Source organism: Actinocatenispora comari, assembly GCF_017312725.1.
Classification (GTDB): domain Bacteria; phylum Actinomycetota; class Actinomycetes; order Mycobacteriales; family Micromonosporaceae; genus Actinocatenispora; species Actinocatenispora comari.
In genome coordinates this window covers 16,685-42,649 of record NZ_BOPO01000064.1, presented here as the reverse complement: position 1 = coordinate 42,649, position 25,965 = coordinate 16,685, and the positions used below count along the sequence as shown (strand labels likewise).

The window sequence follows — 25,965 nt, the reverse complement described above, 5'->3', positions numbered from 1 at the left end:
GGACCCCGCCGCCGTGGATGCGGTGCCGGCCGGGCCGGGCAACAGCAAGCGGGCCCGTCCGGCGCTGGGGGCCGGGCGGACCCGCGGTGCAGGTGGGCCGGCCCTCCGGTCCCGGCGGACCGGCCCACTGCGTGTGCGTCAACAGCCGTCGATCAGCTCTTCTTCAGCGTGACCGAGACCGTTACCGTCTTCCCCTGCTTGATCGTCACGCTCTTCACCTGCGGCGCGTAGCCGTCCTTGGCGTAGATGACGGTCAGCGGGTTGTTCCGGTAGTCCAGCCACAGCGCGAAGTTGCCGTTCTTGTCGGTCTTCAACGTGTAGCTGGCGGTCCAGCTGTCGATCTGGACGGTGGCTCCGGCGATCGGGGCGACGTTGCCCTTCCCGTCGTCGCCGGACACGGTGCCGGTGATCTTGCCCCAGGTCGTCGGCGGCTGTACGTGCATCGTGACCTGCACCGGCGACACCTGGTACGGCGTGTTGGTGCTCAGGGCGATGCCCGCGGTGTAGTCGCCGGGCTGGGTGATCTCCGGAACCGAGGCGTCCAGGCTCACCTTGATCTTCTTGCTCTGGCCCGGTGCCAGGGTGATTTCCTTGGTGTTCAGGGACATCCAGGTGACGTCCGAGTTCCCACCCTGGTCGTAACCGCCGAGCACCTCGGAGGTGGCCACCGGCGGCACGAAGGCACCACCGGGGTTACCGCCGATGGCGTAGAACCCGATCGCGCTGCCGGAGCGGTACAGCGAGGCGTTCGCGTTGGGCAGCGGGCTCCACGTGTCGTCCTGCGGGTTGTACGCGTAGCCCTGGTTCGTGATGGCCGCACCGTTGCCGGTGACGCCGCCCGAGACCAGCAGCAGCCCGTTGGCCGCCGTGTGCGCCGAACCCCACAGGTCGATCGGCAGGTCCGCGACCTGGGTCCACGAGTTCGAACCCGGGTCGTAGGCGAAGGTGTGCTTGCTCGACGAGGCACCCGAGCCACCGGCGCAGTAGATCTTGCCGGACAGCGCACCACAGGAGAGCCACGAGGTGGACTCCGGGTAGTCCGCCGCGGTCGACCACGAGTCGCTCGACGCGTCGTACACCGTCACGGCGCTCTGGCCGCAGGAGCTGGTGCAGCCGCCGATCGAGTACAGCTTGCCGTCCAGTACCGCACTGCCCGCACCGGCGTAGATCGACGGGGCGGAGGTACCGGTGGACCAGCTGTCGTCCGCGGGGTCGTAGATCTCCAGCTTGGTGTCCGGGTTGCCGTCGGCACCCCAGCCACCGACCACGTAGAACTTGCCGTTGATGAACCCGTGCGCGGGGTTGCCCTCACGCGCGTCGGCGGCGCTGGCTGCCTGGCTCCAGCTGCCGTCGGCCGGGTCGTACACGTACAGGTCCTTCGTATCGGCCGAACCGTTGAAGCCGAAGGCCGAGTACACCTTGCCGTCGTAGACGCCCACGGCGCTGTCCTGGATCGCGGTCGGTGCGTTCGCGATCGAGGTCCAGGCGTCGTCGGCCGCGGGAACCTCGGCCGGCGCGTTGTCGGCCTTGCCCTTGCTGCCGGCGAGACGCTTGGCCGACGTGTCGGCCTTCACCTTGTGCACCGGCGCACCGGTGCTCTTGGACTGCATCTGGAAGTCGCCCGGCTGCTCGCTGACCTTGACCGTCGCCGGCTGGCCGCCGGTGTTGGTCACGGTCACGTTGCCGGAGGCGGACTCGCCCCAGCCGACCGTCTTCTTGATCGAGGACTTGTCGAGCGTGATCTGTCCCGCGGTCAGACTGAAGTCGGCCCGGGTGACGTCGTCGGTGGCAACCGACACCGACTTCGACACCGACTGGTAGGCGCCCTTGCTGGCGGTGAACGGGTGCGCACCGGTCAGCGACGAGAACATCCAGTAGAAGCCGCCGTCGACGGCGTCGATGGTGCTGGCGCTCTCGGCCGGCTTGTCGTCGCTGCTCACCGAGGCGGACTTGATGCCGTTCCCGGTGTTGGCGTCGGTGACCTGACCGGCGACGAGGCCGCCGTGCACCGGCGCGCAGTACGCGTCGCCGACGAACACGTTGTCCAGCTCCCAGTACCAGCCGTAGTGGCCGGTGAAGTGGAACCGGACCTGCACCGCGGACTGGTTCGCCGCCTCCGGCACCTGGACCTCCTGGTGCCCGGACGTGACGCCGGTCGTGTGGTGCCAGACGTTGCTCCAGTTGGCCCCACCGTCGACGGAGACGTCGACGTCGGCGACCTGGCTGGAGTAGCCGTCGTAGTACGTGTCGAAGCCGACCGCCGGCGAGTCCACGTCGGACAGGTCGGTCACCGGCGAGCTCAGCGTCGTGTCCTCGGTCTTGGACGAGCCGAGGTGGTCGCTGTCGATGATGGCGAAGCCGCCGTCACCACCGGTCTTGTTGCCCCGGTTGCCCGCGTCGGTGAAGCTCCAGCCGCCGTCGCCGGTGGCGTCGGTGACCGTCCAGCCGTCCGGCGTGGTGGTGCCGTCGAACGACTGGTTGGTGCCGTTGTACCTCTTGGTGTAGCCGGGCGCGGCGCAGGTGGTGGCGTCGGCCAGCAGCTGCAGGTTCTGGTGCACGTCGGTGTCACCCACGTGCACGGCGCTGTCCACACCCGTGTAGCCCGGCAGCTCGGAGCTGACGTGCAGGGTGTAGTCGGCGTCCGCCGGCAGGTCGATCGAGAACTTGCCGTTGTAGGGGTTGGTGTACACCGGGCCGCCCGGGACGCCGTCCACGGTGACCTTGGAGTACAGCGGCCAGCCGTGGCCGGAGCCGTCGGTGACGGTACCGGTGACGGTGTGCTTCTGCACCGTCGACAGGGCGAAGTCGGCCGTGACGGTGCCACCGTCCTCGACGGTGATCGACGCCGTCTTGTTCTGGTAGCCGTACGCGGAGGCCGTCGCGGTGTAGTCACCCGGCGGCAGGGTCAGCGTGTAGCTGCCGTCGTCGCCGCTGGTGGCCTGGTTGTCCCCGACCTTGATGGTCGCGCCGGAGATCGCCGAGCCGGAGCCCGCGTCGGTGACCGAGCCGGACACCACGCCGTGCGGACCGCTGCGGAACGCGGCCAGCCCGTTCGGCGTGCCCAGGCCGGTCGGCCCGTCGTAGCCGGTACCCGCGGTGCACAGGTACGCCGGGTCACAGCTGCCGTTCGCGCCCTGCGTGACGTCGTTGAGCGCGCCCGCGTTGGTGTACGGGTAGGCGTTCGGGTAGCTGCCCGCGACCGGGGTGCCGGCGGTGGCGTAGACCCCGGCGATGATCGGGGACGCCGCGCTGGTGCCGCCGTACTGCGCCCAGCCGGACGCCTGGTAGCTGTTGTAGACCGCGACGCCGGTCTCCGGGTCGGAGACCGCGGACACGTCCGAGACGGCGCGCATGTCGCAACCGGTGTCGTGCTGGAACGCCGGCTTCGGCTCGTACATCGAGCAACCCGAGCCGGGGCCGCCGTACGAGTTGTGCCAGACGCTCTCCGACCACCCGCGGTCGCTGTTGTCGCGCACCAGCGAGGTGCCGCCGACCGAGGTGACGTACTGCGAGGCCGCGGGGAACGCGACGCCGTAGTCGCTGTCACCGGACGAGACGGTGATCGCCACGCCGGGGTGGTTGTAGTACTCCTCCTCGTAGGTCAGCTCGTCGGCGGACTCGCCGCTGCCGGGCTGCGAGGTGTAGCCGGTGCCGTACGAGTTCGACACGTACTTGGCGCCCATCGACACCGCGGTGTTGACCGAGGTACCGAGGTCGTCGAAGTTGGCGGTGTCGCCCTCGACCAGCAGGATGTGCGCGTTCGGCGCGATCGCGGAGACCATGTCGAGGTCGAGGGCGATCTCACCGGCCCAACCGGAGTCGGGGCTCGGGTAGTCCGTCCCGCCGCGCTGGTCCACCTTCTGGAAGCACCCGTTGTCGGTGGTGCAGGGGGGCAGCCCGTACTGCTGGCGGTAGACCGCGAGGTCGGATTCGGCGTTCGGGTTGTCGTACGCGTCGACGATCGCCACGGTCTGACCCGCACCGCCGTTGTCCGGCAGGTTGTAGGCGCTGCGCAGGTCGGTCGGCCCGTACCCGGACGGTGTGTCGTTGGGTTGAATGCCCTTCGCACCGGCCACATCGGTGCGACGCAACGAGAAGCAGGTGAACTCGCCGGCCTTGGCCGGTCCGCAGACCTGTTCCACGTTGGGGCGGGCGGTGGTGGTGTCCCCGGACGGGGCGGCGAGCACCGGGGTCTGCGTGCCCAGGCCTCCCAACGCCACCGCCGAGGCGACGGCGAGGCCGTACATGCCGGCTCTCACGCGTCGGTGCAGCCTTCTTCTACTGTGCATCAAGGTCCTCCCAGCCTTTCTGCACGTGTTGTCACCCGGGGCCTCCTTGCCCCTGAATGTGAACAACGACGCGGCTGGTACCGCGCTGGGGGTAACAATCCCGAAGCTGGCGGTAGGCATTCAATGTCCGCCATGTGGCGGACATGCGCCATGACCACAGTCCGCCAGGACGAACCAACGCCAAGTTATTTAAATCGTCCTTAACGGTCTTTTCGCCTCGACGGTGGCAGCACGAAAGCCGGGCCGCCGCTCGCGGCCCGGCTCACGTTCGGGACAGCCTTCTCAGCCCTTCAGGGCACCGCCCAGGGCGAACGAGCCGGACAATTTCCGCGACATGACCAGGTACAACACCGCCACCGGGATGCAGTAGAAGATCGAGAACGCGGCCAGCTGGCCGTACTGCACCCCGCCGTGCTGCGGATCGAAGAAGGTGAAGATGCTGACCGAGGCCGGCAGCTGGTTCGGATCGATCAGCAGGATGAAGGGCACGAAGAAATTGCCCCACATGCCGATGAACGTGAAGATCGTCACCACGATCACGCCGGGCCACATCAGCGGCAGCACGATGCGGCGCAGTGTCGCCATCGAGCTCGCCCCGTCGGTCCAGGCGACCTCCTCCAGCTCCACCGGCACGCTGTCCATGAAGTTCTTCATCAGCCAGATGCCGAACGGCAGCGCCGTCGAGCCCATGAACACCGTCGCCGACCACATCTGGTCGATCAGGTTGAGCTGGGTGAACATCGCGTACACCGGGATCATGATCGCGGTGATCGGCAGCCCGGTGGTGAACAGGATCGTCAGCAGGAACGGCCGCTTGAGCCGGGATCGGTAGCGCGACAACGGATACGCGGCGAGGATCGCCACCACCACGGTGATCAGCGTGCCGCCGCCGCACAGGATCAACCCGTTGAGCAGCGGCCGGAACAGGATGTCCACCGTGGTCACGTGCGCGAAGTTCGCACCGGTGAAGTGCTTGGGCCACTCCACCTTCAGCGTCTGCCCCTGCGCCACCGACGTGGTCACCACCCACAGCAGCGGCACCAGGAACGCGACACCGACCACGGCGAGCCCGACGTTCGCGGCGACCTTGCCCGCCGCCTGTACCGACTTGGCCATCAGTCCGCCTCCGGTCGCAACGCCCGCAGGTAGACCAGCGAGAACAGGGCACCGATCACCAGCAGTACCAGTGCCATCGCGGTGCCGTACCCGATCTCGTAGTTCTGCAGCGCGGTCTGGTACGTGTAGATCGGCAGCGTCGTGCTCTTGTTGCTCGGGCCACCCTTGGTCATCGCGAAGATCAGCCCGAACACCGACAGCGTCTGCAACGTGATCAGCATCAGGTTGGTCGCCACCGACCGCCGGATGGTGGGCAGCGTGACGTGCCAGAACCGTTGCCACACACCGGCACCGTCCATCGCCGCGGCCTCGGTCAGCTCCGCCGGCACCTCGGCCAGTGCGGCCGAGTAGACCAGCATCGAGAACGCGGTGCCGCGCCAGACGTTGGCCAGCGACACCGCCAGGATCGGCAGCGTGTAGAGCCAGTTCTGCTGCGGCAGGTGCAGGAACTTCAGGATCTCGTTGAGGCTGCCCTCGTCCCGGAAGAACGCGTACATCAGGTAGCCGGCGACGATCTCCGGCACCACCCAGGCGGCGATCACCAGCGCACCGACGATCGACCGCAACACCTTGGTGGCCAACCGGAACAGCAGCGCGATGACCAGACCCAGGATGTTCTGCCCGACGATCGCCGACAGCACCGTGAAGATCAGCGTCTGCAGGATCGCGTTGTAGAACTGGTCGTCACCGAACGCCTTGCGGAAGTTGGCCAGCCCGACGAAGTTCGTCGTCGTCGCGCCGGTCAGCTGCATGTCGGTGAACGCGTAGTAGATGCAGTAGATGATCGGTCCGGCCAGGAAGACCAGCAGCAGCACCACCGCCGGCACCAGCGGCAGTCCGCGAAGGATCGTCCGGCTGCGCGTCGGAACCCGCGCGGCACCGGGAGCTTCCGGTGCCGCGGGGGTCCGTTCGGCCGTCGTGCTCGCGGTCATTTCGCCGGGCCCGAGTCCTTGGTCGTGTTGTTGCCGACGATGTCGGCCACCGCCTTGTCATAGTCGGCGGATGCCTTGGCCGGACTGGAACTGCCGGTGGTCACCGCCTCCATCTGCTCCTGGATCACCGTGGACACCTTGGGGTACTCGGCGTAGGCGGGCCGGTAGTGGGTGGCCGCGACCAGGTCGGTGAAGAACTTCACCGTCGGCGAGGAGTTCTGGTACTTCGCGTCGGCCGCGACGTCCTTGCGCACGGCGATGTTCTGCGAGGCGTTGTCGTACTTCACCGCGTTCGGCTCGGTCTGCATCGCGGTGATGAACTTCCACGCCAGCGTGGGGTTCTTGGCGTTCTTGGTGATCGCCCAGCTCCACCCGCCGGACATGCTGGTCTTGCCGGGCGCCTGACCGTTCTGGGTCGGCATCGCGGTCCAGCCGATGTCCTTCGTCCAGTCCTTCCACGGCTTGGGGCCGGTGGAGATCCAGTTGTTCGCCGTCCACGAGCCGTCGATGGAGAACCCGATCTTCGCGTTCGGGAACCAGTCGGTGTTGATGTTGGTACTGATGTTGGCGTCCAGCGCCTGCGACGGCTTCGGGCCCAGACCGGTGGAGTACACGGTCTTCAGGAAGTTCATCGAGTCCTGGAAGCCCTTGCTGCCGACGACCCACTTCTTCTGCTGCGGGTTGTACAGCTGGTCGCTGGTGCCGTAGAGCAGCATCTCGAAGCCCTGCATGCTCGACGCCTCGCCACCGGCCTTACCGGTGTAGAGGTTCATCGGGATCGCGCCGGGAACCTTCTTCTTGATCTGCCGCGCGGCCGACAGCAGGTCGTTCCACGACTTCGGCTCCCAGTTCGCGGGCAGCCCGGCCTTGGCGAAAACCTGCTTGTTGTACCAGATCCCACGGGTGTCGGTGCCGTCCGGCACGCCGTACACCTTGCCGTCCTGGCCGGTGACCGACTGCTTCGCGGTGTCCTGGAACTGGCTCCACTGGTCCCAGGACTTGACCTGCGCGTCGATCGGGCGCAGGAAGCCGGCCTTGATGTCGGAGTTGATGAGGAAGGTGTCCTCGTAGGCGAGGTCGGGCGCAGTGCGCGGCGACTTCATCATCAGGTCGAGCTTGGTGTAGTAGTCGTTCTCGGTCGCCTGGATCGGGATCAGCTTGACCGTCTTGCCCGGATTTGCCTTCTCGAACTGCTTCTTCACCCCAGCCAGGAAGTTGTCCATGATCCGGCTGTTGTTGTCGGTGGACCGCTGGTAGGCGATCTTGATCTCGTTCTTCGAGTCACCGGACGAGCCGCACGCCGCCAGCAGGGGCGCGATCACCGCACCGGTGAGGGCGATCGTCGCGAGCTTTCGGAACCGCATGGTGGTCCTTCCCGAGCGGCCGGGGAATCCGCAGCGATGTGGACCGTCCGCTCAACCTGTCACGCGAGGGCACCAACCACTCAGGGCGCGGCAGCCCCGTGCCGCGTGGTAGCTGGTTCCCATGTCGGTCATGCCAACCGTGTTGCACGAAAGTAAAACCATTGGATTAACTAAGTCAATGACTTCCCGGACTCGAACTGACGACGACGGCGAACCGCCGGTCCCGGCGCTACCCGAAGCAGTCGCGCAGACGCGCAGCGGCACCAACCTGCCCCGGGTCGGCGGCTACAACCAGGCGGTCGTCCTCGACGCGATCCGCGAGGCAGCCGGGATCAGCCGGGTCGAGCTCGCCGCGATGACCGGTCTGACCACCCAGACTGTGTCCAACATCGTCCGGCGGCTGCTCGCCGCGGGACTGATCGCCGAGACCGGCCGGGCCCCGTCCAGCGGCGGCAAGCGCCGCACCCTGCTGACCATCCGCTCCGACGCGTACTTCTCCGTCGGCGTGCACCTCGACCCGGACGCGATGGTCACCGCGGTGGTCGACTTGGCCGGCGGCACCGTGCACCGGCACCGGCGGCGGCTGGCCTCCACCGGCGACCCGGCCAGGCTGGTCGGGGTGGTGGCCCGGGCCGTCGACCGCGCCGTGCAGCAGGCCGGCGTACCCCGGGGCCGGATCCTCGGGCTCGGTGTGGCGGTGCCCGGCCCGCTGGACACCCGGCACGGGCTGGTCGTCGAACCGCCGAACCTGGCCGGCTGGCACCAGGTGGCGCTGCGCGACGCGCTGCACACCGCGACCGGACTGTCCACTGTGGTGGACAACGACGCCACCGCCGCCGCGATCGGGGAACGCTGGGCTGGCGGCGCGCAGCGGTCCGGCAGCTTCCTGTTCCTGTACCTGGGAACCGGCATCGGCGCCGGCGTCGTGCACTGGGACCGGGTGCTGCGCGGCGACTCCGGCAACGCCGGCGAGATCGGCCACGTGGTGGTGGTGCCGGACGGTCGACCGTGCCGGTGCGGTGCCCGCGGCTGCCTGGAGGCGCACTGCTCGCCGGCCGCGCTGGTGGCAGATCTGCTCGACCGGCACGGTCGCCGTGCCGCCAACCGGCTCGGCCTCGACCTGCGGCCCGATCGGGCCCGGGCCGACTACGACCGGCTGTGCCGCGCCGCTCGCGACGGTGACAAGGCCGCCGCCGACACGGTGCGGGTGGCCGCGGAGCGGGTCGGCCAGGCAGTGCTGAGCGCGGTGAACCTGCTCGACGTGTCCCAGGTCGTGCTCGGCGGCGACGCGCCGACCGGGTTCGCCGAGCCGGTCCGGGACGAGATCGACCGGCAGGTCAACGGGCACTCGATCGCCCGCCGGGTGCGCACGGTGGCGATCGAGGACAGCCTGGTCGGCCCGGACGCCGGCGCGGTCGGCGCCGCCTCGCTGGTACTGCACGGCACGTACGCACCGGGCTGGCGGCTGCTGCTCGGCACCGACGGTCACTGAGCGGGCTGGCGGCTGCTGCTCGGCACCGACGGTCACCGAGCGCGCCGCCGATCCGGGGGCGCAGCGGCCGACGCGCGGCGCTCGCGTTCGCCGGTACCGATGGTGATCATGCGATGATGCTCCGGTGACGGCGTTCGAGGTGTGGGCACCGGCCGTGTCCCGGGTACGGGTGCGGCTGCGACCACCCGGCGACGAGCCGAACGGGGTGGGCGCGGCGCTGGCGGCGGTCGACGAGGTGCACGAGCTGGCCGCCGGGCCGGACGGCTGGTGGCGGCTGGAGCTGGCCGAGTTGCCGGCCGGCACCCGGTACGGCTTCCTGCTCGACGACGACGAGGCCGCGCTGCCCGATCCGCGCTCGCCGCGGCAGCCGGACGGCGTGCACGAGCTGTCGGCGACCTACGACCAGGACGCGTTCGACTGGACCGACGGCGACTGGACCGGCCGCGCGCTGCCCGGCAGCGTGCTGTACGAGCTGCACGTCGGCACGTTCACCCCGGGCGGCACCTTCGACGCCGCGATCGAGCGGCTGGACCACCTGGTCGAGCTGGGCGTCGACCTGGTGGAGATCCTGCCGGTCAACGCGTTCAACGGGCCGCGCAACTGGGGCTACGACGGCGTGCTGTGGTACGCGGTGCACGAACCGTACGGCGGGCCGGACGGGTTGAAGCGCTTCGTCGACGCCTGCCACGCGCGCGGGCTCGGCGTCGTGCTCGACGTGGTGTACAACCATCTCGGGCCGTCCGGCAACTACCTGCCCCGGTTCGGGCCCTATCTCCAGGCGGGCCGCAACACCTGGGGCGAGCTGGTCAACCTGGACGGCCCGGACTCCGACGAGGTTCGTCGCTACATCGTGGACAACGCGCTGAGCTGGCTTCGCGACTACCATCTCGACGCGTTGCGGCTCGACGCGGTGCACGCGCTGGCCGACGATCGGGCGCTGCACCTGTTGGAGGAGCTGGCCGTCGAGGTGGACGCGCTGTCGTCCCGGCTGAACCGGCCGCTGTCGCTGATCGCCGAGTCCGACCGCAACGACCCGCGGCTGGTCACCCCGCGGGCAGCGAACGGCTACGGGCTCGCGGCGTCCTGGGACGACGACGTGCACCACTGCGTGCACGCGCTGCTGACCGGCGAACGGCAGGGCTACTACGCCGACTTCGGCTCGGTCGACGGCGTGGCCAAGGTACTGACCGGGGCGTACTTCCATGACGGCAGCTGGTCCAGCTTCCGGCGCCGGCACCACGGCCGGCCGGTGGACCGGCGCGCGACGCCGGGGCACCGGTTCGTGGTGTTCCTGCAGGACCACGACCAGATCGGCAACCGGGCCACCGGCGACCGGATCTCGGCGACGCTGTCCGACCGGCTGTGCCGGGTCGGCGCGATGCTGATGCTCACCTCGCCGTTCACGCCGATGCTGTTCATGGGCGAGGAGTGGGCGGCCAGCACGCCGTGGCAGTTCTTCACCAGCCATCCGGAGCCGGACCTGGCCGCGAACGTCGCGGCCGGCCGGCGGGCCGAGTTCGCCGCGCACGGCTGGCCGCCCGGCGACGTACCCGATCCGCAGGATCCGGAGACGTTCGCCGCCTCGGTGCTGCGCTGGGAGGAGCTGGCCGAGCCGGCCCACGCGGCGATGTTCGGCTTCTACCGCAAGCTGATCGCGCTGCGCCGTTCGATCCCGGAGCTGTCCGATCCGCGCCTGGAGGAGGTACGGGTGGACACCGGCGCCGAATGGTTGACCGTCCACCGTGGACCGTACCGGATCGCGGTCAATCTCTCCGATCGGCGGAGAGCCGTTGCCCTGCACGGCGTTCCGGTGGACGTTCCGCTCGCCACCGCGCCCGGCTTCGTCTACGCCCGGCAGGAGATCCAGCTGCCGGCGCACTCCGCCGCCGTCGTCCACTGCCTGAGCTGAACCTCTTCCCGGCACGACCAGCGCCCTCCGAGCCGGCGCCCCGGATGCATGGGCCCCGGATGCGTGGGCCCCGGATGCGTGGGCCCCGGATGCGTGGGCCCCGGATGCGTGGGCCCCGGATGCGTAGCGCTGGGGATGGGTCGAGGCCGCGCGCGGCACCCGGGTGATCGGGTGCCGCGCACGGGGTCAGTGGGTGGGTGCCTCGCGCAGCACGCCGGCCAGCTCGGTACGCACCCGGGAGGCGGCGCCGACGACGACGGCGTCGCTGCCCAGACCCGCGCGTACCAGCCGGATCGGTTGGCCGCTGACCGGGGGTTCGGCGGCCAGCGCGGCCCGGATCGGCGGCTCCAGCAGCGACCACGCCGCGCTCACCCCGCCGCCGACCACCACGGTGGTCACGTCCACCACGCCGGCGGCGATCAGTACGGCACGGGCGATCCCGGTACCGGCGGCGTCGAAGACGGCGCGGGCGTCGGGGTCGCCGTCCGCGGCCGCGCGGGCGACCTCGCGCGCGGTGGCGACCCGGCCGGTACGGTCGGCGTAGCGGGCGCCGATCGACCGACCCGACGCCAGCGTCTCCAGGTGGCCGCGGCCGCCGCAGGAGCATGGCAGATCACCGAAGCCCGGTACGTGGCCGATCTCGCCGGCCGCGCCGTGCGGCCCCTCGTACAGCCGGCCGTCCAGCCACAGCGCGCCGCCCACTCCGGTGCCCAGCGTCATGCCCAGCACGGACGGTTCGCCGGCGACCGCACCGCCGGTCGCCTCGCCGCGCAGGAACGCGTTGACATCGTTGTCCAGGAACGCCGGTACCGCGAGGTCGGTCGCGATCGTGTCGGCGACCGGGAACCCGGCCCAGTCGACGAACGAGTCGCTCGCCGCGACCACCTCGCCGGTACGGGTGTCCACCACCCCGGCCGCGCCGACGCCGACGCCGAGCAGCTGGGCCGGCGTGCGGGACAGCAGCATCCGTACCGCGTCGACCGCCGCGGCGACCATCGCGGCACCGCCGCGCGCCGCCGGGGTGGCGAGTTCGGCCCGGGACAGGATGGTCAGCTCCGTCGTGCAGAGGGCAACCTGGGTCGTCGTGCCGCCGATGTCCACCCCGGCGTACACCTCGGGTACGGTCACGCGCCGGCTCCGGCGACCGCCTGCCGCGCCGCGCGGCGACGGCGCTGTACGGCGGGATCGGGGACCGGTACCGCGGCGAGCAGCCGCCGGGTGTAGTCGGTCTCCGGGTGCAGCAACGTGGCGTCGGTGCGGCCCTGCTCCTCGATCCGACCGGCGCGCAGCACCACCACCCGGGCCGCGAACCGTTGCACCACGGCCAGATCGTGCGAGACGAACAGGCAGGCGAAGCCGAGATCGGCCTGCAGCTCGGCGATCACCTCCAGCACCGCCTGCTGCACGCTGACGTCCAGCGCGCTGGTCGGCTCGTCGGCGACCAGCAGCCGCGGATCGAGCACCAGGGCGCGGGCCAGGCTGACCCGCTGCCGCTGCCCGCCGGACAGCTCGCGCGGTGCCCGGTCGGCGAGCGCGCGCGGCAGCCGGACCCGGTCGAGGACCTCCTCGACCCGGGACCGGCGCTGCCGCGCGGACATCGACCGGTGCACCCGCAGCGGCTCGGCCACGCACTCCGCGACGCTCATCCGGGCGTCCAGCGACGCCACCGGATCCTGCAGCACCACGCCGATCCCGGCGCGCAACCGGCGGCGGGACCGGCCACGGGTGCGGCGCAGGTCGGCGCCGAACAGCGAGACCGCGCCGGCGGACGGCGCGATCAGCCCGAGCGCGACCCGCGCGGCGGTGGACTTGCCGGAGCCGGACTCCCCCACCAGGCCGACCGTCTCGCCCGCCCGTACCTCGATCGACACCTGGTCGAGCGCGCGCACCGCGCGGCCGCCACGGCCGAACACCACCGACACGTCCCGCAGCCGTACCACCGGTTCACCGGCCGACCCCTCCGCGGCCGGTGTCACCCCAGCGCTCGGCCGCGCCGAAACGGTCGTGCTCGCCTGCGCGGCGCTCTCGCCCGGCTCCGCGACCGCCAGCCGCGGTACCGCCGCGAGCAGCCGCTGGGTGTACTCGTGCCGCGGGCGCAGCAACACCTGCTCGACCGGTCCGGTCTCGACGATCTCACCGGAGAGCATCACCGCCACCCGGTCGGCGAAATCGGCCACCACGCCCATGTTGTGCGTCACCAGCAGCACGCCGGTACCGGCGTCGGCGGCCAGCTCGCGCAGCAGGTCGAGGATCTCGGCCTGCACCGTGACGTCCAGCGCGGTGGTCGGCTCGTCGGCGATCAGCAGGCTCGGGTCGTTCGCGATCGCCATCGCGATCACCACCCGCTGCCGCTGCCCGCCGGACAGCTGGAACGGGTACGCCGCCGCGCGCCGGGCCGGATCCGGGATGCCGACCCGGCGCAGCAGCTCCACCGCCTCCTGGCGGGCCGCCGCCTTCGACACCGGACGGTGGTTGCGGATCACCTCGACGATCTGCGCGCCCACCCGGGTCAGCGGATCCAGCGCGGTCGCCGGCTCCTGGAACACCATCGACGCGGTACGCCCGCGCAGCCGGCTCAGCTCGACGGCACCGGCCTTCCCCGCCGCACCGGAACTCCCCGCGGCACCGGCCTTCCCGGCGGCACCGGACTTCCCGGTGGTCGAGCCGACGATGTCGGTACCGTCGATGGCCACGCGGCCGGTGATCCGGGCGTTGCCGGACAGCAGGCCCATGGCGGCCAGCGCCACGGTGGACTTGCCGGAACCGGACTCGCCGACCAGCGCCAGCGTCTCGCCGGGCGCCACCGTGAGCGAGACCCCGCGTACCGCCGGGACCTCGCCGGTCTCGGTGCGGAACGTGACCCCGAGCTCCTCGACGTCCAGAATCGTCTTCGTCATGACCGTCCCCGTACGTCGAAGGCGTCGCGCAGGCCGTCGCCGATCGCGTTGAACGCGCAGACGACCAGGATCACCGCGAGGCCGGGTGGCAGGATCAGCCACCACCGTCCGGAGTAGACGGCGGTCAGCCCGGCCGACAGCATGCCGCCCCAGTCGGTCTGCGGCGAGCGGACCCCGAGCCCGAGGTACGACACGTACGCCACCAGCATGATGGCGTCGGCGATCTGGAACGTCGCGGCGACCACGATGGTGGACACCGAGTTCGGCAGGATGTGCCGGGAGATCGCCCGGGTGTGGGTACCGCCGATCGCGCGCAACGTCAGCACGTAGTCGCGGTTCTTCAACGTCAACGTCTCGGCCCGGATCAGCCGGGACGGCACCAGCCAGGACACCAGGCCCAGGATCGCCACCATCCCCCAGATCCCGGGGCTGACGATCGCCGAGATGACCAGCAGCACGAACAGTGCCGGGATCGCGATCCCGGCGTCCACCACGCGCATCATCGCCGCGTCGACCCAGCCCCCGGCGTACCCGGCGACGGCGCCCCACAGCATCCCGATGATGGTGGCGAGCGCGCCCGCGGCGAGGCCGACGAGCAGCGAGACTCCCCCGCCGTACATCAGCCGGCCGAGCTCGTCGTGGCCGACCGCGTCGGTGCCGAGCGGGTGGCGGGCGCTGGGCGGCTGGTTGACCGCGTCCAGCGCGGTGTGCGTCTGGTCGGTGTGGTAGAGGTGCGGCCCGACGAAGCAGAACAGCACGAACGCCACCACGACGGCCAGGCCGATCACGGCGAGCTTGTTGCGCAGGAACCGCCGTACCACCAGCCGCAGCCCGGTGACGCCCTCGGCCACCGGCAGCTGCTCCGCGATCGCGGTCATGCGCGCACCTCCCCAGAATCGCTTGTCCGACAACGGATTCCGGTCACGACTTGCCTGCCACGACGCGGGGGTCGATGACGCGCTGCACGATGTCGGCGAGCAGGGTGCCGATCACGGTGGCCACCGAGATCACCAGCACGCAGCCGAGCAGTACCGGGTAGTCCGACGACTGCGCGGCGCTCCAGAACAGCAGCCCCATGCCGGGGTAGTTGAACAGCTGCTCGACCACCAGCGCGCCGCCGAACAGCACCGGCACGTAGTACCCGAGCATCGCGATGACCGGGGTCAGCGAGTTGCGGAACACGTGCCGCCACAGGATCGCGCGCTGCCGGGCGCCGCCGGCCTTCGCGGTACGCACGTAGTCCTCGGCCAGGTTCTCCAGCGTCGCCGAGCGCATGTACCGGCTGAACACCGCCACCATCGAGGCGGCGCCGGCGACGACCGGCAGGACCAGGCCGGCCGGGTTGGCGAGCACCTGGCCGAGCGTGTCGCCCTGTGGCGCCTGGGACGGGAACCAGCGCAGCGCCTGGCTGAACACCAGCACCAGGATCAGCCCGAAGAAGTACACCGGGGTCGCGTAGGCGACGAAGCTGAGCGTGGTGATCGCGTAGTCGAACGGCTTGTTGCGCCGCACCGCCTGCCACATGCCGAGCGGGATCGCGAGCAGCAGTCCGAGGATCGCCGACAGCACCGTCAACACCAGCGTCTTGGGCAGCCGCTGCACGATCAGCGTCGACACCGGCTCGTTCAACGTGTACGAGGTGCCGAGGTCACCGTGCAGCAGCGTGCGCAGGTAGTAGAAGTACTGCGCGACAACGGGTTTGTCCAGCCCCTGCTCGTGGTTGAACGTCGCGATCTGCTGGGCGGTGGCCTGCGCGCCGAGGATGCCGCGCGCGGGCCCGCCCGGCAGCGCGTGGAGCAGCGCGAAGACCACGATGGTGACCAGGAAGATCACCAGCACCGCCTGCGCCACGCGCCGAACCAGGTACCACAGCGTTGCCATGGACTACTTCGTCCACTTCCACTGGGCCGGGTGGAAGTTCGCCAGCGAGTCCTGGCTGAAGCCACCCAGGCCGTTCTTCAGCACCGAGATCTGGTAGTCCGGCTCGGGCAGCCAGATCACCGGCAGGTCCTTGGCCAGCGCGGCGCTGTAGTCCTGCATCGCGCTCGGGTCGTTCGACGTGGTGGTCTTGTTGATCAGCTTGTCCACGTCCGGGTTGCTGTAGTTGCCGAAGTTCGAGCCGCCGTTGCTGGCGAACAGCGAGTCGCCGGTCGGGAACGCCGGGAAGTACCAGCTGCCCGCGGTGCCGAAGTAGGACAGGTCCCACTTGCAGATCGACTGGCTGGCCTTGCACTGCGGGGTCTGCGACAGCACCGAGTTGACCGGCGCGGTACGGATGGAGAACTTGATGCCGGTCTTCGCGAGCGAGGACTGGATCGCGCTCATCTCGTTGTCGGTCACGGTGGACCCGGACTGGGACAGCACCTCCATGGCGAACGTGGTGCCGGCCTTGACGCCGCTGCCGCACTGGTTCGCGCCGCTGCCCGGCTTGGAGCAGACCATCACGCCGTTCTGCTTGGTCCAGCCGTGGTCGGTGAGCAGCTTGGTGGCGGCCTTGGTGTCGAACGGGTAGGGGTTGTTCTTCTGCACGTCGGACACGTAGTCCGAGGCCTGCCCCTGCGGGACCGGGCCGTACCCGGGTGTCGCGGTGCCGTTGAAGATCGCCTTGACCAGGCCGTCCTGGTCGATCGAGCGCTGGATCGCCTGCCGCGCGTACAGCTGCTTGAACACCGGGCCCATGGTCGGGTTGTTGAAGTTGTACGGCATGTAGGTGATCGCCCAGCCGGTCCACGGCTTGACGGTGTACCCGCGGGAGGCGAACGAGTCCTTCTGGTCCAGGTCGCCCGGATCGATGTAGCCGTAGTCGACGGTACCGGCGCGCAGCGCGTTGGTCTCCGCGGTGCTGGTGGTGAACGGCAGCAGGTTGACCGTCTTGATGCCGGCCTTCTCGCCGCCGTCGTACTTCTTGTTCTCGGTCAGCACGACCTTGCCGGCGGTGGAGAACGACTTCACCGTGTACGGGCCACTGACGGTCTTCCACAGTGGACTCGACGCGTACTTCGAGATGTCCTTGCCCGCGTCGTTGAGGTAGGTCCACACCTGCTTCGCGCCGGCCGCGGAGCGGTCCGCGTCGCTCACCTTCGCCGAGGCGGAGGTCTTGTCCCAGGCGTGCTGCGGCAGCGGCTTGATCAGGCTCAGCTCGTTGGCGAGCATCCACTGCGCGTTGTACGCCTTGTCGAACGTGATGGTGAAGTGCCGCTCGTCGGTGGCCTTCAGCGAGGTCCAGTTGTCCGGCACCTTGCCCGGGCTGTAGCTCGCGTACTGCTTCTTGTTGACCGTGATCAGGTTGTACCAGAACTCCACGTCGCGGCTGGTGATCGCCGTGCCGTCGCTCCAGTGCCGGTCGCCGAGCGTGATCTTGACGCTCTTGCCGTCCGGGGCGAAGTCGGCGGCGCTCGCGATCGAGCCCTTCTTGTTCCAGCCGACCTTGCCGGTGGACCCGTCGTACGCGACGAGCGGCTCCCACATCGCCGCGGCGATGGAGCCGTTGTTGGTGTTCAGGTGCGCCGCGGTGCCGATCGGCAGCAGCCAGTTCGGGGTGAAGTTGGCGGGCAGGGCGTAGTTGATCGAGTCCGACGACCCGGACGACGAGCTGCTCGTCCCGGTACAGCCGGCGAGCAGCGCGCTCGCCGCGACGGCAGCGCCGGCGGCGAGCGCGAAGCGGCGGCGGGCCGCCATGCGGCGCAAGGACATCGTCACTCCTCGAAAGTGAACTCCAGGGGAACGCAGGCCAGTGAACGCGGCCCCCTGCCGAAAAAACAGATGGTGCACCGTAACAAGTCGGTTTCTGCGGCCCCGAAATAAGACGAGCCCGTCCGGTACGCTGCCTGAATGGCGTTTTCGCTGGTCAGTGCCGTACGAACAAAGCCGCCTCGGGCGACGACCCGCACTGCCGCCGAGCCGGCGATCGGCGTACTGTGAACCGCCAGTCGGACCGTCGAGGAAGTTACTTTCTGCATGAGTGAAAAAAGTGCACGCGCCGCCTCGCCGCCGCTCGTGGCGCGCGTGCTGGAGCTGGTCGCCGCCAGGCGCGCCTCGTCGCGCACCGAGCTCGCCGCGCTGCTCGGCGCCGCGCCGTCGACCATCTCGACCGCTGTCGGCCAGCTCGTCGAGCGCGGGCTGATCGCCGAGCACGGCACCCAGTCGTCCACCGGCGGCCGGCCGCGCAAGGTGCTGCGGCTGGGCAGTACCGACGAGTTCGCGGTCGCCGCCGACGTCGGCGGCCGGCACGCCCGGGTCGGCGTGGTGCTGCCCGGCGGCACCCTCGCCGACGCGACGACGGTGCCGTTCGCGGTCGGCGAGGGCCCCGAGGTGGCGCTGCCGCTGCTGGCCGACACGCTGGAGTCGCTGGCCGAGGCGCGCGGCCGGGGCCGGCTGCGCGGCGTCGGCCTGTCGCTGCCCGGCCCGGTCGACCCGGCCACCGGTACCGTCACGCTGCCGTCCCGGATGCCCGGCTGGAACGAGTTCCCGGTCACCGCGTGGCTGGAGGAACGGTTCGGACTGCCCGCGGTGAGCGAGAACGACGCGAACAGCATGGCGCTCGGCGAGCACGCGGTGCGGCCGCCGGAGCAGCGCCAGTCGATCACGGTGAAGATCGGTTCCGCCATCGGTACCGGCATCATCGTCGACGGCCGGCTCTACCGCGGCGCGGCCGGAGTGGCCGGCGAGATCACCCACGTGCGCATCGACGCCGCCGGCGACAAGCCGTGCGGCTGCGGCAACACCGGCTGCCTGGAGACCGTCGCCTCCGGCGCCACCCTCGTTCGGGAGCTGCGCGCGGTCCGGCCGGAGATCCGCTCGCTGGAGGACGTGGTCCGGCTGGCCACCGAGTCCGACCCGGAGGCGACCGGCGCGGTCCGCCGGGCCGGCAAGTACCTGGGCATGGTGCTCGCCGCGAACGTCAACTTCTTCAACCCGGACGCCGTCTACCTCGGCGGCATACTGTCCACACTGGACCCGCTGGTGGCCGCGGTGCGCAGCCAGCTGTACGAGGGCTGCCACCCGCTCGCCACCAACCACCTGGTGATCGAACGGGTCAGCCTCGGCGCGAACGCCGGCCTGGTCGGCGCCGGCCAGGCCGCCCTGCAGCACGCCCTGGAACGCACCCTGGCCACCATGTCCACCGCACCGGCCGCCGCGCCGGCCCGCACCGCCCGCTAGCCGCGTCTGCCGTCCCCGTCCCGAACAACGTTGGAGAGCCATGTCCCGCACCCCGATCGACCGTCCCGTCATCGCCATCGCCGGGCTCGGGATCGAGTCGTCGACGTTCTCGCCGGCCCGTACCGAGGCGCCGGCGTTCCACCCGCAGCGCGGCGCCGAGGTACTCACCCGGTACCCGTTCCTCGCCGACGGCGAGGAACTGCGCGCGGCGGCCGACTGGCGCGGCGCCCTGGTGGGCAAGTCGCTGCCCGGCGGGATGGCCACCGCGGCCGCGTTCGAGGAGCTGTCGGCGGACCTGCTCGCCCGGCTCGCCGCGATGCCGCACCTGGACGGCCTGTGGTACGACATCCACGGGGCGATGACCGTCGAGGGCATCGACGACGCGGAGGCGTTGCTGCTGGGCCGGATCCGGGACGTGATCGGACCGGACGTGATCGTGTCGACCTCGATGGACCTGCACGGCAACGTCTCCCGCGAGCTGGCGCACCGCAGCGACCTCATCACCTGCTACCGGATGGCGCCGCACGAGGACCACATGGAGACCAAGGAGCGCGCCGCCCGCAACCTGGTGCGGTTGCTGCGCTCCGGCGCGGACCGGCCGGTGAAGGCGTGGGTGCCGGTGCCGGTGCTGCTGGCCGGCGAGCAGACCTCCACCCGGATCGAACCGGCGAAGTCGGTCTACGCGGCGGTGTCCGAGGTGGAGGCCGCCGACGGGGTGACCGACGCGGCGATCTGGGTCGGGTACGCGTGGGCGGACGAGCCGCGCAACCGGGCCGCGGTGGTCGTCACCGGACCGGACGAGACCGCCGTCGCCGCCGGGGCCGAACGGCTCGCCTGCGGGTTCTGGGCCGCCCGGCGCGACTTCGACTTCGTGGCGCCGACCGGCACGTACGACGAGTGCCTGGATGCGGCGCTCGCCAGCGAGGCCCGGCCGTACTTCGTCTCCGACACCGGGGACAACCCGACCGCCGGCGGCGCCGGCGACGTGACGTGGGGGCTGACCCAGCTGCTGGCCCGGCCCGAGTTCGGCGAGGGCGGGCCGACCGTCATCTACGCCTCGGTACCGGGCCCGGCGGCGGTCGCCGCGGCGGTCGAGGCCGGGGTCGGCGCGACCGTCACCGTCACCGCGGGTGCCGAGGTGGACGACCGGCACGCCGGCCCGCTGACGATGACCGGGGTGGTGCACGCGATCCGGCACGGCGACCGGGACGCGGAGACCGAGGTGGTGCTGCGGGTGGGCAGCGTGTACGCGATCCTCACGAAGCTGCGCAAGCCGTACCATCACGAGCACGACTTCACCGACCTGTCGCTGGCGCCGCGCGAGGCGGCCATCGTGATCGTGAAGATCGGGTATCTGGAGCCGGAGCTGTACGCGATGGCCGCCGACTGGAAGATGGCGGTGAGCCCTGGTGGCGTCGATCAGGACCTCGTTCGGTTGGGGCACGAGCGGATCCGGCGGCCGATGTTCCCGTTCGACCCGGACATGGCCGACCCCGACCTGACCGCCCGGATCATTCCGGCCTCGACCGAGCCGCTGTCCGGAGCGGACGAATGAGCACCGTCGTCCGGAGCGGGCACCCCGCCGCGGAACGCACCTTGCCGGCGACCATCCGGAGGCGGCGAAGGAAGGACCGCATCGCGCCGGCAGCCTCCCGACCGGCCGGAGTGGCCGGATGACCGCGCTGGAGATCGCGGTCACCAGCCCCGCCGGTGCCCGGATCGCGCGGGCCGGTGGGGCGGACCGGGTCGAGCTGTGCGTCGCGCTGGAGCTCGGCGGCGTCACCCCGTCCCAGGCGCTGGTCGAGGCCGCGGTCGCCGCCGGTCTGCCGGTACACGTACTGGTGCGCTGCCGGCCGGGCGACTTCCGCTACGACGCCGACGAGATCGCGTTGATGACCGCGGAGGTACGCAGCGTGCTCGCGGCCGGCGCCGCCGGCGTGGTGGTCGGCGCGCTGACCGACGCGGGGACGCTGGACACCGGAGCGATTCGGCGCTGGGCCGACGCCGCGGGTACCGCGGAGGTGACGTTGCACCGGGCGATCGACCGCTCGGTCGACCCGGTCGCGGCGGCCGCGGCGGCCGCCGAGCTCGGGCTGACCCGCGTCCTGACCTCCGGCGGTGCCGCCACCGCCGGCGCCGGTGTCGCCACCATCGAACGGATGGCCGCCGCCGCACCGGGCATCCAGGTGATGGCCGGCGGCGGCGTGCGTACCGCCGACATCCCGGCGCTGGTCGGCGCGGGAGTCGCGGCGGTGCACCTGTCCGCCAAGCGGGCGGCGACCCCGCGGCACGCGGGCCCGGCGGTACCGCTGGGCAGCGCCGACGACGACACCCACGTCGTCACCGACCCGGCCGTGGTCGCCGCCGCCCGTACCGCCCTGGATGCGCCGGCCGGCTAGCCGCTCCCCGCGGCTCGGGAGTCAGCGGCGCCTCGGGGCCGGCTCGGCCGGCAGCCCGGCCAGGAACGGTTCGACCGCGCGCAGGAACGCGGCGGGCTCGGACGAGAAGACCACGTGGCCGGTGTCGAAGACCTGCATGGTGGCGTGCGGGAGGCGCCGGTGGGTCGCGCGCCCGATCCGCAGCGGCGCCGCCGTGTCTTGCCGGCCCCACACGATCATGGTGGGTGCGGTGAGCCGGTCGGCCTGTTCGTGCAGGTCGTGGTCGGGGCTGGCGAAGCTGCGCCACATCGAGGCGGCGATCGCCGCGCCCTGCGGGCTGCGGGCCCGGGTGACCGCGCGCGACACGATGGCCCGGTCACCGGCGGTCCTGGGCCGCATGTAGGACCGGACGAAGCGGGGCATCAGCCGGGCGGCGACGGCCGGCGTGCCGATGACGCGAAACAGCGTCCGGGTGAACGGATCGTGGCCGGCGAAGCCACCGTTGTCGACCAGGACGAGCCCGGCGACGCGGTCGGGGTGGCGGATCGCGAGCCGGGCCGCCGCGAAGCCGCCGACCGAGTTGCCGATCACCCGCAGCCCGCGCAGGTCCCGTGCGAGCACCAGCTCCTCCAGCACGTCCGCGAGCAACCCCGCAGTGACCGGCCGCCCACCGGCGTCGGGGTCCGACTCGCCGTGGCCGGGCCAGTCCATCGCGACGACGCGGTGCGCGGCGGCGAGCGCAGGTACGACCGGGTCGAAGTCGTGCCGGTCGTGCAGGGTGGCGTGCAGGAGGACGAGCAGCGGGCCGGTTCCGGTGTCGGAGTAGGCGACGCGACCCGCGGAGGTCTGAAGGCTGGGCACTGGGTGCTCCCTGGCATCTCGATTCATTGACCGACCGGTCGGTCAAACTATACGACGAGGGCGGCCCGGTCGGAAGAGCAACGGCACCGCGACAGGGCGGCCTGCGACCATGGTCACGTGAGCGACAGCGTGTCCCCCGATGCCGGTTCCCGCGCGGCGGCCGGCGACCGGCCCGTCGGCAAGCGGCGGGCCGCCGCCGCCGAGACCCGGCAACGCCTCATCGACGCCGGGCTGCGGCTGGCCGAGCAGACCGGCCTGATGGGCCTGAGCATCAACCTCCTGGTCGAGGAGGCGGGGGTGTCCAAGGGCACCTTCTTCCACCACTTCGGCGACCGCCCCTCGTACGTCATCGAGCTGCACCGCGAGTTCCACGACCGCCTGTTCGACCGGATCAGGACAGCCATGCGAGGGCTCGAACCCGGCGCCGAGCGGCTCGACACGATCGCCCGCAGCTATCTCGACACCTGCCTGCAGCACCGCGGTGTACGGGCGCTGCTGCTCGAAGCGCGCGCCGACCCGCAGATCGCCGCGGAGATCGCGGCCCGCAACACCGCCAGCGCGGCCGAGGTGCTCGCCGACTTCGAGGCGCTCGGCTGGCCCGATCCGCAGCAGACCGCGCGGCTGTGGGTCGGCCTGGTTGCCGAGGTGGCGCTGCTCGAACACGCCGCATCGCGGCGGGACACCAAGCTTCGCCGCGCCCTCGGCCAGCTCACCCGCCGGTGAGCGGCGCCGCAGCACTCGGCCGCCGGAGACCGGCGCTGTGGCACCGGGCCGCCGGTGACCGCCGCTGTGGCACCGGGCGCCGGTGACCGGGCACCAAGCGCCGCATCACCCCGGCCGCCGCACCCCGTGGAGTCGCGCGAGGCGCCGTCCTGCGGCGTGTTCAGCAACGTCCAGCTCGACGAGGGGTGCTGCTGCAGTTCGCCGAACCGCCGATGGAGCGCACTGCAGCACTACGCCTTCTGGTCGACGACGAGCTGTTCGACCGGGCGTACCAGCGGCTGGCCGACCGGCGGATCGAGAACTGGGCCGACCCGTTCCGGGAGCGGGCCCACGAGATCAACCACCAGCACGGCGGCCGGGGCGGCTACTTCCTCGACCCGGGCCGGCACGGGCTGGAGTTTCGTACCCGTCCATACCCGTGATCCACCGCGGCGGCCCCCCGCGGCGGGGCCGACCACGCGACCCACCGTGCCCCGATGGTCCGCTCCGGTCCTATCGTTGCGGCGATGGCGGACTCGACCGGAGGAACGATGGACACGGTGGCGGCGCTGGCCGGGGTTCCGGCCAGCGAGGCGGAGCTGCTGGCGGTGGCGCACCGGGAGCGCATCTTCTCCGGCGCCGCCTGGTCGGTCGGCAACCTGGACGGACCGGTGCGCCGTGGCCTGCTCGGCACGCTGTCCTGGGGCGGCCCGCCGGTGCGGCCGGACACCCTGTGGGACTGGGCCTCGGTGACCAAACCGGTGGTCGCGCTGGCCACGATGTGGCTGGTCGAACGCGGTGCGCTGGGGCTGGCCGAGACCGTCGCCGAGCACCTGCCCGAGTACGCCGACGGCGAGCTCGGCCGGGTCACCGTCGAGCAGCTGCTCACCCACACCTCCGGGCTGCCCGGACGGCAACCGTTGTGGCGCCGGCACCCGGAGCGGGAGTCGCTGCTCGCCGCGGTACGGGCGCTGCCGCTGCGGACCGCACCCGGTACCGCGGTCGACTACAGCTCGGTCGGGTTCATCGTGCTGGGGCAGGTCGCCGAGGCAGCGTCCGGCATGCCGCTGGACCGGTTGGTGGCCATCGCGGTGACCGAGCCGGTGGGCATGCCGGACACCGGGTTCCGGCCCGCCGCACGCGACCGGGACCGGTGCGCCGCCACCGAGCACTGCCCGTGGCGGGGCGAGGTGGTGCAGGGCAGCGTGCACGACGAGAACGCCGTGGTACTGGGCGGTGTGGCCGGCCACGCCGGGCTGTTCGGCACGCTGGACGACCTGGAGGGGCTCGCGCTCGCCGTGCTGTCCGGCGGCGGCACGGTGACCGGCGAGTGGCTGGCGGCGCGGACGCTGGCGCTGATGGGCCGCGGCCACACCGACCGGCTCAACCTGCGGCGCGGGCTGGGTTGGCAGGGACGGGATCCGCACGGCAGCCCGTTCGGCGACCTGAGCTCGCCCGAGTCCTACGGGCACACCGGGTTCACCGGCACCAGCATCTGGCTCGACCCCACCCTCGGCCGGTACGCGGTGCTGCTGACCAACCGGGTGCACCCGAGCCGGGACACGCCGGGTATGGAGACGGTGCGCCGGCGGTTCCACAACCTCGCCGCCGCCCGCTGACGCCCGGCGGCGCGGCCGCCCGCTCCGTACGGTCAGCGCACCAGCTGCATTCCCTGGGAGAGCACGAGTCCGGCGCAACCGAGCAGCACGGTGTCCGGGCCCGCCGCGGCGAGCGTCACGGTGGGTACGGCGTCGGGATGGTGCGGCGAGTGCGCCGTGAGGTGACCGGCGACCAGCTCGGCGAACCGCACGCCGCCGGTGGCGGCGTCACCGTGCAGGACGAACGTACCGGGTGCGAGCAGCTGCTGCACGTTGCCCAGGCCCAGCGCGAGGTTCGCCGCGTACTCGTCGATCAGCCGGACCGCCGACCGGTCGCCGCGGCCGGCACGCGCGGTGAGCCGGGCCAGTGTCGTACCGCGGGCTCCCGGGACACCGAGCGCGGCGGCGCGGCGGCGCAGCCAGCCGATCGTGGCGACCGTCTTCCAGCAGCCGCGCCGGCCGCAGTCGCAGCGGTCGCCGCCGGCGGCGACGGTCAGGTGCGCCCCGCTGCCCGCGCCGGGTGCGGACAGCACCGCACCCTGCTGGACCACGCCAACCCCGACACTGTCCCCTGTGGACACCGAGGCGAACGTGTCGAGGCCGCGGCCGGCGCCGAACCAGCGGTCGCCCAGCGCCTGCACCCGGGCGTGATGCTCCAGGTAGACCGGCGCCGCCAGCTGCTCGGCGAGCGTGTCCCCGATCGGGTGGCCGGTGAGTGCGGGCGCCGCGTTGAGCTCGACCAGCCGGCCCTGGCCCGGGTCGACCAGGCCGGCAGAGGCGACACCGATGCCGACCACGGTGGTACCGGCGAAGGCCTCGGCGCAGCAGGAGCGCAGCGCCGCGGCGAAGCCGGCCGGATCGGCGGTACGGGTGGCGAACGGTGCGGTGGCCCGGCCACGGATCTCGCCGGTCAGCGACACCGTCGCGGCGCGGACCCGGCCCGGGAGGATCTCCACCGCCCCGATCGACGGCGCCGACGCGGAGAACCAGACCGGCCGCGGCGGCTTGCCGCCGGAGCGCGGCCCGCCGGACGACGCTGCCGCGGGTTCGGTCTCGATCAGGATCCCGTTGTCCAGCAACGGTTGCAGGATCGTCCCCACGGTGGCCCGGGACACCCCGAAGGTACGGGCGAGCTCGGCGCGGCTCTGCGGCCCGGCGGCGTGCAGAGCGGTGAGCACCCGCATCCGGTTCAGCACTCCGAGCCGTTCCGGCGAGATCAACGTGGCCGAGCTCATCCGTCGCCCTCCTCGTGTATGTAGTAGCTTCT

The 25,965-nt window shown here is 71.4% G+C and carries 19 protein-coding genes; 8 read left to right on the top strand and 11 right to left on the bottom strand.

Annotation, left to right across the window (positions count from 1 at the left end):
- Window positions 1-152: 152 nt before the first annotated feature.
- The 4 genes from NUM_RS18485 to NUM_RS18470 form a co-directional block, all read right to left on the bottom strand.
- Window positions 153-4,259 carry a carboxypeptidase regulatory-like domain-containing protein gene (locus tag NUM_RS18485; RefSeq protein ID WP_225918674.1) on the bottom strand — a complete coding sequence of 1,369 codons (4,107 nt, stop codon included), beginning with the start codon at window positions 4,257-4,259 and terminating at the stop codon, window positions 153-155.
- A 312-nt stretch (window positions 4,260-4,571) separates the two neighbouring features.
- The gene (locus NUM_RS18480) at window positions 4,572-5,405 is read right to left on the bottom strand and encodes a carbohydrate ABC transporter permease (RefSeq protein ID WP_207126134.1); all 834 of its coding nucleotides are present in this window, start codon (window positions 5,403-5,405) and stop codon (window positions 4,572-4,574) included.
- Window positions 5,405-6,223 (bottom strand): carbohydrate ABC transporter permease, encoded by an 819-nt coding sequence (locus NUM_RS18475; RefSeq protein WP_207126133.1) that lies wholly within the window; start codon window positions 6,221-6,223, stop codon window positions 5,405-5,407. Before NUM_RS18475 ends, NUM_RS18480 begins: the two co-directional genes overlap by 1 nt.
- A gap of 110 nt (window positions 6,224-6,333) precedes the next feature.
- Entirely contained in the window at window positions 6,334-7,701 is a 1,368-nt protein-coding gene (locus NUM_RS18470; protein WP_207126132.1) for an extracellular solute-binding protein, read from the bottom strand.
- 178 nt (window positions 7,702-7,879) lie between these two features.
- Here NUM_RS18470 and NUM_RS18465 point away from each other — a divergent pair, with 178 nt between their 5' ends.
- Both NUM_RS18465 and treZ read left to right on the top strand, forming a co-directional pair.
- On the top strand, window positions 7,880-9,193 hold the full coding sequence (locus NUM_RS18465; RefSeq protein WP_207126131.1) for an ROK family transcriptional regulator: 1,314 nt from the start codon (window positions 7,880-7,882) through the stop codon (window positions 9,191-9,193).
- A gap of 124 nt (window positions 9,194-9,317) precedes the next feature.
- Window positions 9,318-11,102: a malto-oligosyltrehalose trehalohydrolase gene (gene treZ / locus NUM_RS18460; protein WP_207126130.1), complete on the top strand. Its 1,785-nt coding sequence runs from the start codon at window positions 9,318-9,320 to the stop codon at window positions 11,100-11,102.
- A 186-nt stretch (window positions 11,103-11,288) separates the two neighbouring features.
- Here treZ and NUM_RS18455 read toward each other — a convergent pair whose 3' ends face one another.
- The 5 genes from NUM_RS18455 to NUM_RS18435 are packed head-to-tail and all read right to left on the bottom strand — an operon-like array spanning window position 11,289 to window position 17,692.
- Window positions 11,289-12,230: an ROK family protein gene (locus NUM_RS18455; RefSeq protein WP_207126129.1), complete on the bottom strand. Its 942-nt coding sequence runs from the start codon at window positions 12,228-12,230 to the stop codon at window positions 11,289-11,291.
- Window positions 12,227-13,999 (bottom strand): dipeptide ABC transporter ATP-binding protein, encoded by a 1,773-nt coding sequence (locus tag NUM_RS18450; protein ID WP_207126128.1) that lies wholly within the window; start codon window positions 13,997-13,999, stop codon window positions 12,227-12,229. Before NUM_RS18450 ends, NUM_RS18455 begins: the two co-directional genes overlap by 4 nt.
- Window positions 13,996-14,877, bottom strand: a complete 882-nt coding sequence (locus NUM_RS18445) for an ABC transporter permease (RefSeq protein WP_207126127.1) — start codon at window positions 14,875-14,877, stop codon at window positions 13,996-13,998. The genes NUM_RS18450 and NUM_RS18445 overlap by 4 nt, the downstream gene beginning before the upstream one ends.
- 43 nt (window positions 14,878-14,920) lie before the next feature.
- The gene (locus tag NUM_RS18440; protein ID WP_207126126.1) at window positions 14,921-15,880 is read right to left on the bottom strand and encodes an ABC transporter permease; all 960 of its coding nucleotides are present in this window, start codon (window positions 15,878-15,880) and stop codon (window positions 14,921-14,923) included.
- 3 nt (window positions 15,881-15,883) lie between these two features.
- The gene (locus NUM_RS18435; RefSeq protein WP_207126125.1) at window positions 15,884-17,692 is read right to left on the bottom strand and encodes a peptide ABC transporter substrate-binding protein; all 1,809 of its coding nucleotides are present in this window, start codon (window positions 17,690-17,692) and stop codon (window positions 15,884-15,886) included.
- A gap of 264 nt (window positions 17,693-17,956) precedes the next feature.
- Between NUM_RS18435 and NUM_RS18430 the strand changes: the two genes are divergently transcribed.
- The 3 genes from NUM_RS18430 to NUM_RS18420 all read left to right on the top strand — a co-directional run bounded on the left by NUM_RS18430 (window position 17,957) and on the right by NUM_RS18420 (window position 21,558).
- On the top strand, window positions 17,957-19,159 hold the full coding sequence (locus NUM_RS18430) for an ROK family transcriptional regulator (RefSeq protein ID WP_207126124.1): 1,203 nt from the start codon (window positions 17,957-17,959) through the stop codon (window positions 19,157-19,159).
- Between the two features lie 40 nt (window positions 19,160-19,199).
- The gene (locus NUM_RS18425) at window positions 19,200-20,714 is read left to right on the top strand and encodes a M81 family metallopeptidase (protein WP_225918673.1); all 1,515 of its coding nucleotides are present in this window, start codon (window positions 19,200-19,202) and stop codon (window positions 20,712-20,714) included.
- Window positions 20,715-20,832: 118 nt separating this feature from the next.
- On the top strand, window positions 20,833-21,558 hold the full coding sequence (locus NUM_RS18420) for a copper homeostasis protein CutC (protein WP_207126123.1): 726 nt from the start codon (window positions 20,833-20,835) through the stop codon (window positions 21,556-21,558).
- 21 nt (window positions 21,559-21,579) lie between these two features.
- Here the strand turns inward: NUM_RS18420 and NUM_RS18415 are convergent, their stop codons facing one another.
- Window positions 21,580-22,398: an alpha/beta fold hydrolase gene (locus NUM_RS18415; protein WP_207126122.1), complete on the bottom strand. Its 819-nt coding sequence runs from the start codon at window positions 22,396-22,398 to the stop codon at window positions 21,580-21,582.
- A gap of 117 nt (window positions 22,399-22,515) precedes the next feature.
- Between NUM_RS18415 and NUM_RS18410 the strand changes: the two genes are divergently transcribed.
- From NUM_RS18410 to NUM_RS18400, 3 genes are all read left to right on the top strand, one after another.
- Window positions 22,516-23,121 carry a TetR/AcrR family transcriptional regulator gene (locus tag NUM_RS18410; protein WP_207126121.1) on the top strand — a complete coding sequence of 202 codons (606 nt, stop codon included), beginning with the start codon at window positions 22,516-22,518 and terminating at the stop codon, window positions 23,119-23,121.
- Window positions 23,122-23,333: 212 nt separating this feature from the next.
- The gene (locus tag NUM_RS18405; RefSeq protein ID WP_207126120.1) at window positions 23,334-23,543 is read left to right on the top strand and encodes a VOC family protein; all 210 of its coding nucleotides are present in this window, start codon (window positions 23,334-23,336) and stop codon (window positions 23,541-23,543) included.
- Window positions 23,544-23,627: 84 nt separating this feature from the next.
- Window positions 23,628-24,719, top strand: a complete 1,092-nt coding sequence (locus NUM_RS18400; protein WP_207126119.1) for a serine hydrolase domain-containing protein — start codon at window positions 23,628-23,630, stop codon at window positions 24,717-24,719.
- A gap of 32 nt (window positions 24,720-24,751) precedes the next feature.
- Here NUM_RS18400 and NUM_RS18395 read toward each other — a convergent pair whose 3' ends face one another.
- Window positions 24,752-25,933 carry an ROK family protein gene (locus NUM_RS18395; RefSeq protein WP_207126118.1) on the bottom strand — a complete coding sequence of 394 codons (1,182 nt, stop codon included), beginning with the start codon at window positions 25,931-25,933 and terminating at the stop codon, window positions 24,752-24,754.
- Window positions 25,934-25,965 lie beyond the last annotated feature (32 nt).

Coding starts and splice junctions, on each gene's coding strand:
- NUM_RS18420 (WP_207126123.1), top strand. CDS start 20,833: ATGACCGCGCTGGAGATCGCGGTCACCAGCCCCGCCGGTGCCCGGATC.
- NUM_RS18445 (WP_207126127.1), bottom strand. CDS start 14,877: ATGACCGCGATCGCGGAGCAGCTGCCGGTGGCCGAGGGCGTCACCGGG.
- NUM_RS18405 (WP_207126120.1), top strand. CDS start 23,334: ATGGAGCGCACTGCAGCACTACGCCTTCTGGTCGACGACGAGCTGTTC.
- NUM_RS18470 (WP_207126132.1), bottom strand. CDS start 7,701: ATGCGGTTCCGAAAGCTCGCGACGATCGCCCTCACCGGTGCGGTGATC.
- NUM_RS18440 (WP_207126126.1), bottom strand. CDS start 15,880: ATGGCAACGCTGTGGTACCTGGTTCGGCGCGTGGCGCAGGCGGTGCTG.
- NUM_RS18400 (WP_207126119.1), top strand. CDS start 23,628: ATGGCGGACTCGACCGGAGGAACGATGGACACGGTGGCGGCGCTGGCC.
- NUM_RS18430 (WP_207126124.1), top strand. CDS start 17,957: ATGAGTGAAAAAAGTGCACGCGCCGCCTCGCCGCCGCTCGTGGCGCGC.
- NUM_RS18465 (WP_207126131.1), top strand. CDS start 7,880: ATGACTTCCCGGACTCGAACTGACGACGACGGCGAACCGCCGGTCCCG.
- NUM_RS18435 (WP_207126125.1), bottom strand. CDS start 17,692: ATGTCCTTGCGCCGCATGGCGGCCCGCCGCCGCTTCGCGCTCGCCGCC.
- NUM_RS18425 (WP_225918673.1), top strand. CDS start 19,200: ATGTCCCGCACCCCGATCGACCGTCCCGTCATCGCCATCGCCGGGCTC.
- NUM_RS18480 (WP_207126134.1), bottom strand. CDS start 5,405: ATGGCCAAGTCGGTACAGGCGGCGGGCAAGGTCGCCGCGAACGTCGGG.
- NUM_RS18395 (WP_207126118.1), bottom strand. CDS start 25,933: ATGAGCTCGGCCACGTTGATCTCGCCGGAACGGCTCGGAGTGCTGAAC.
- NUM_RS18450 (WP_207126128.1), bottom strand. CDS start 13,999: ATGACGAAGACGATTCTGGACGTCGAGGAGCTCGGGGTCACGTTCCGC.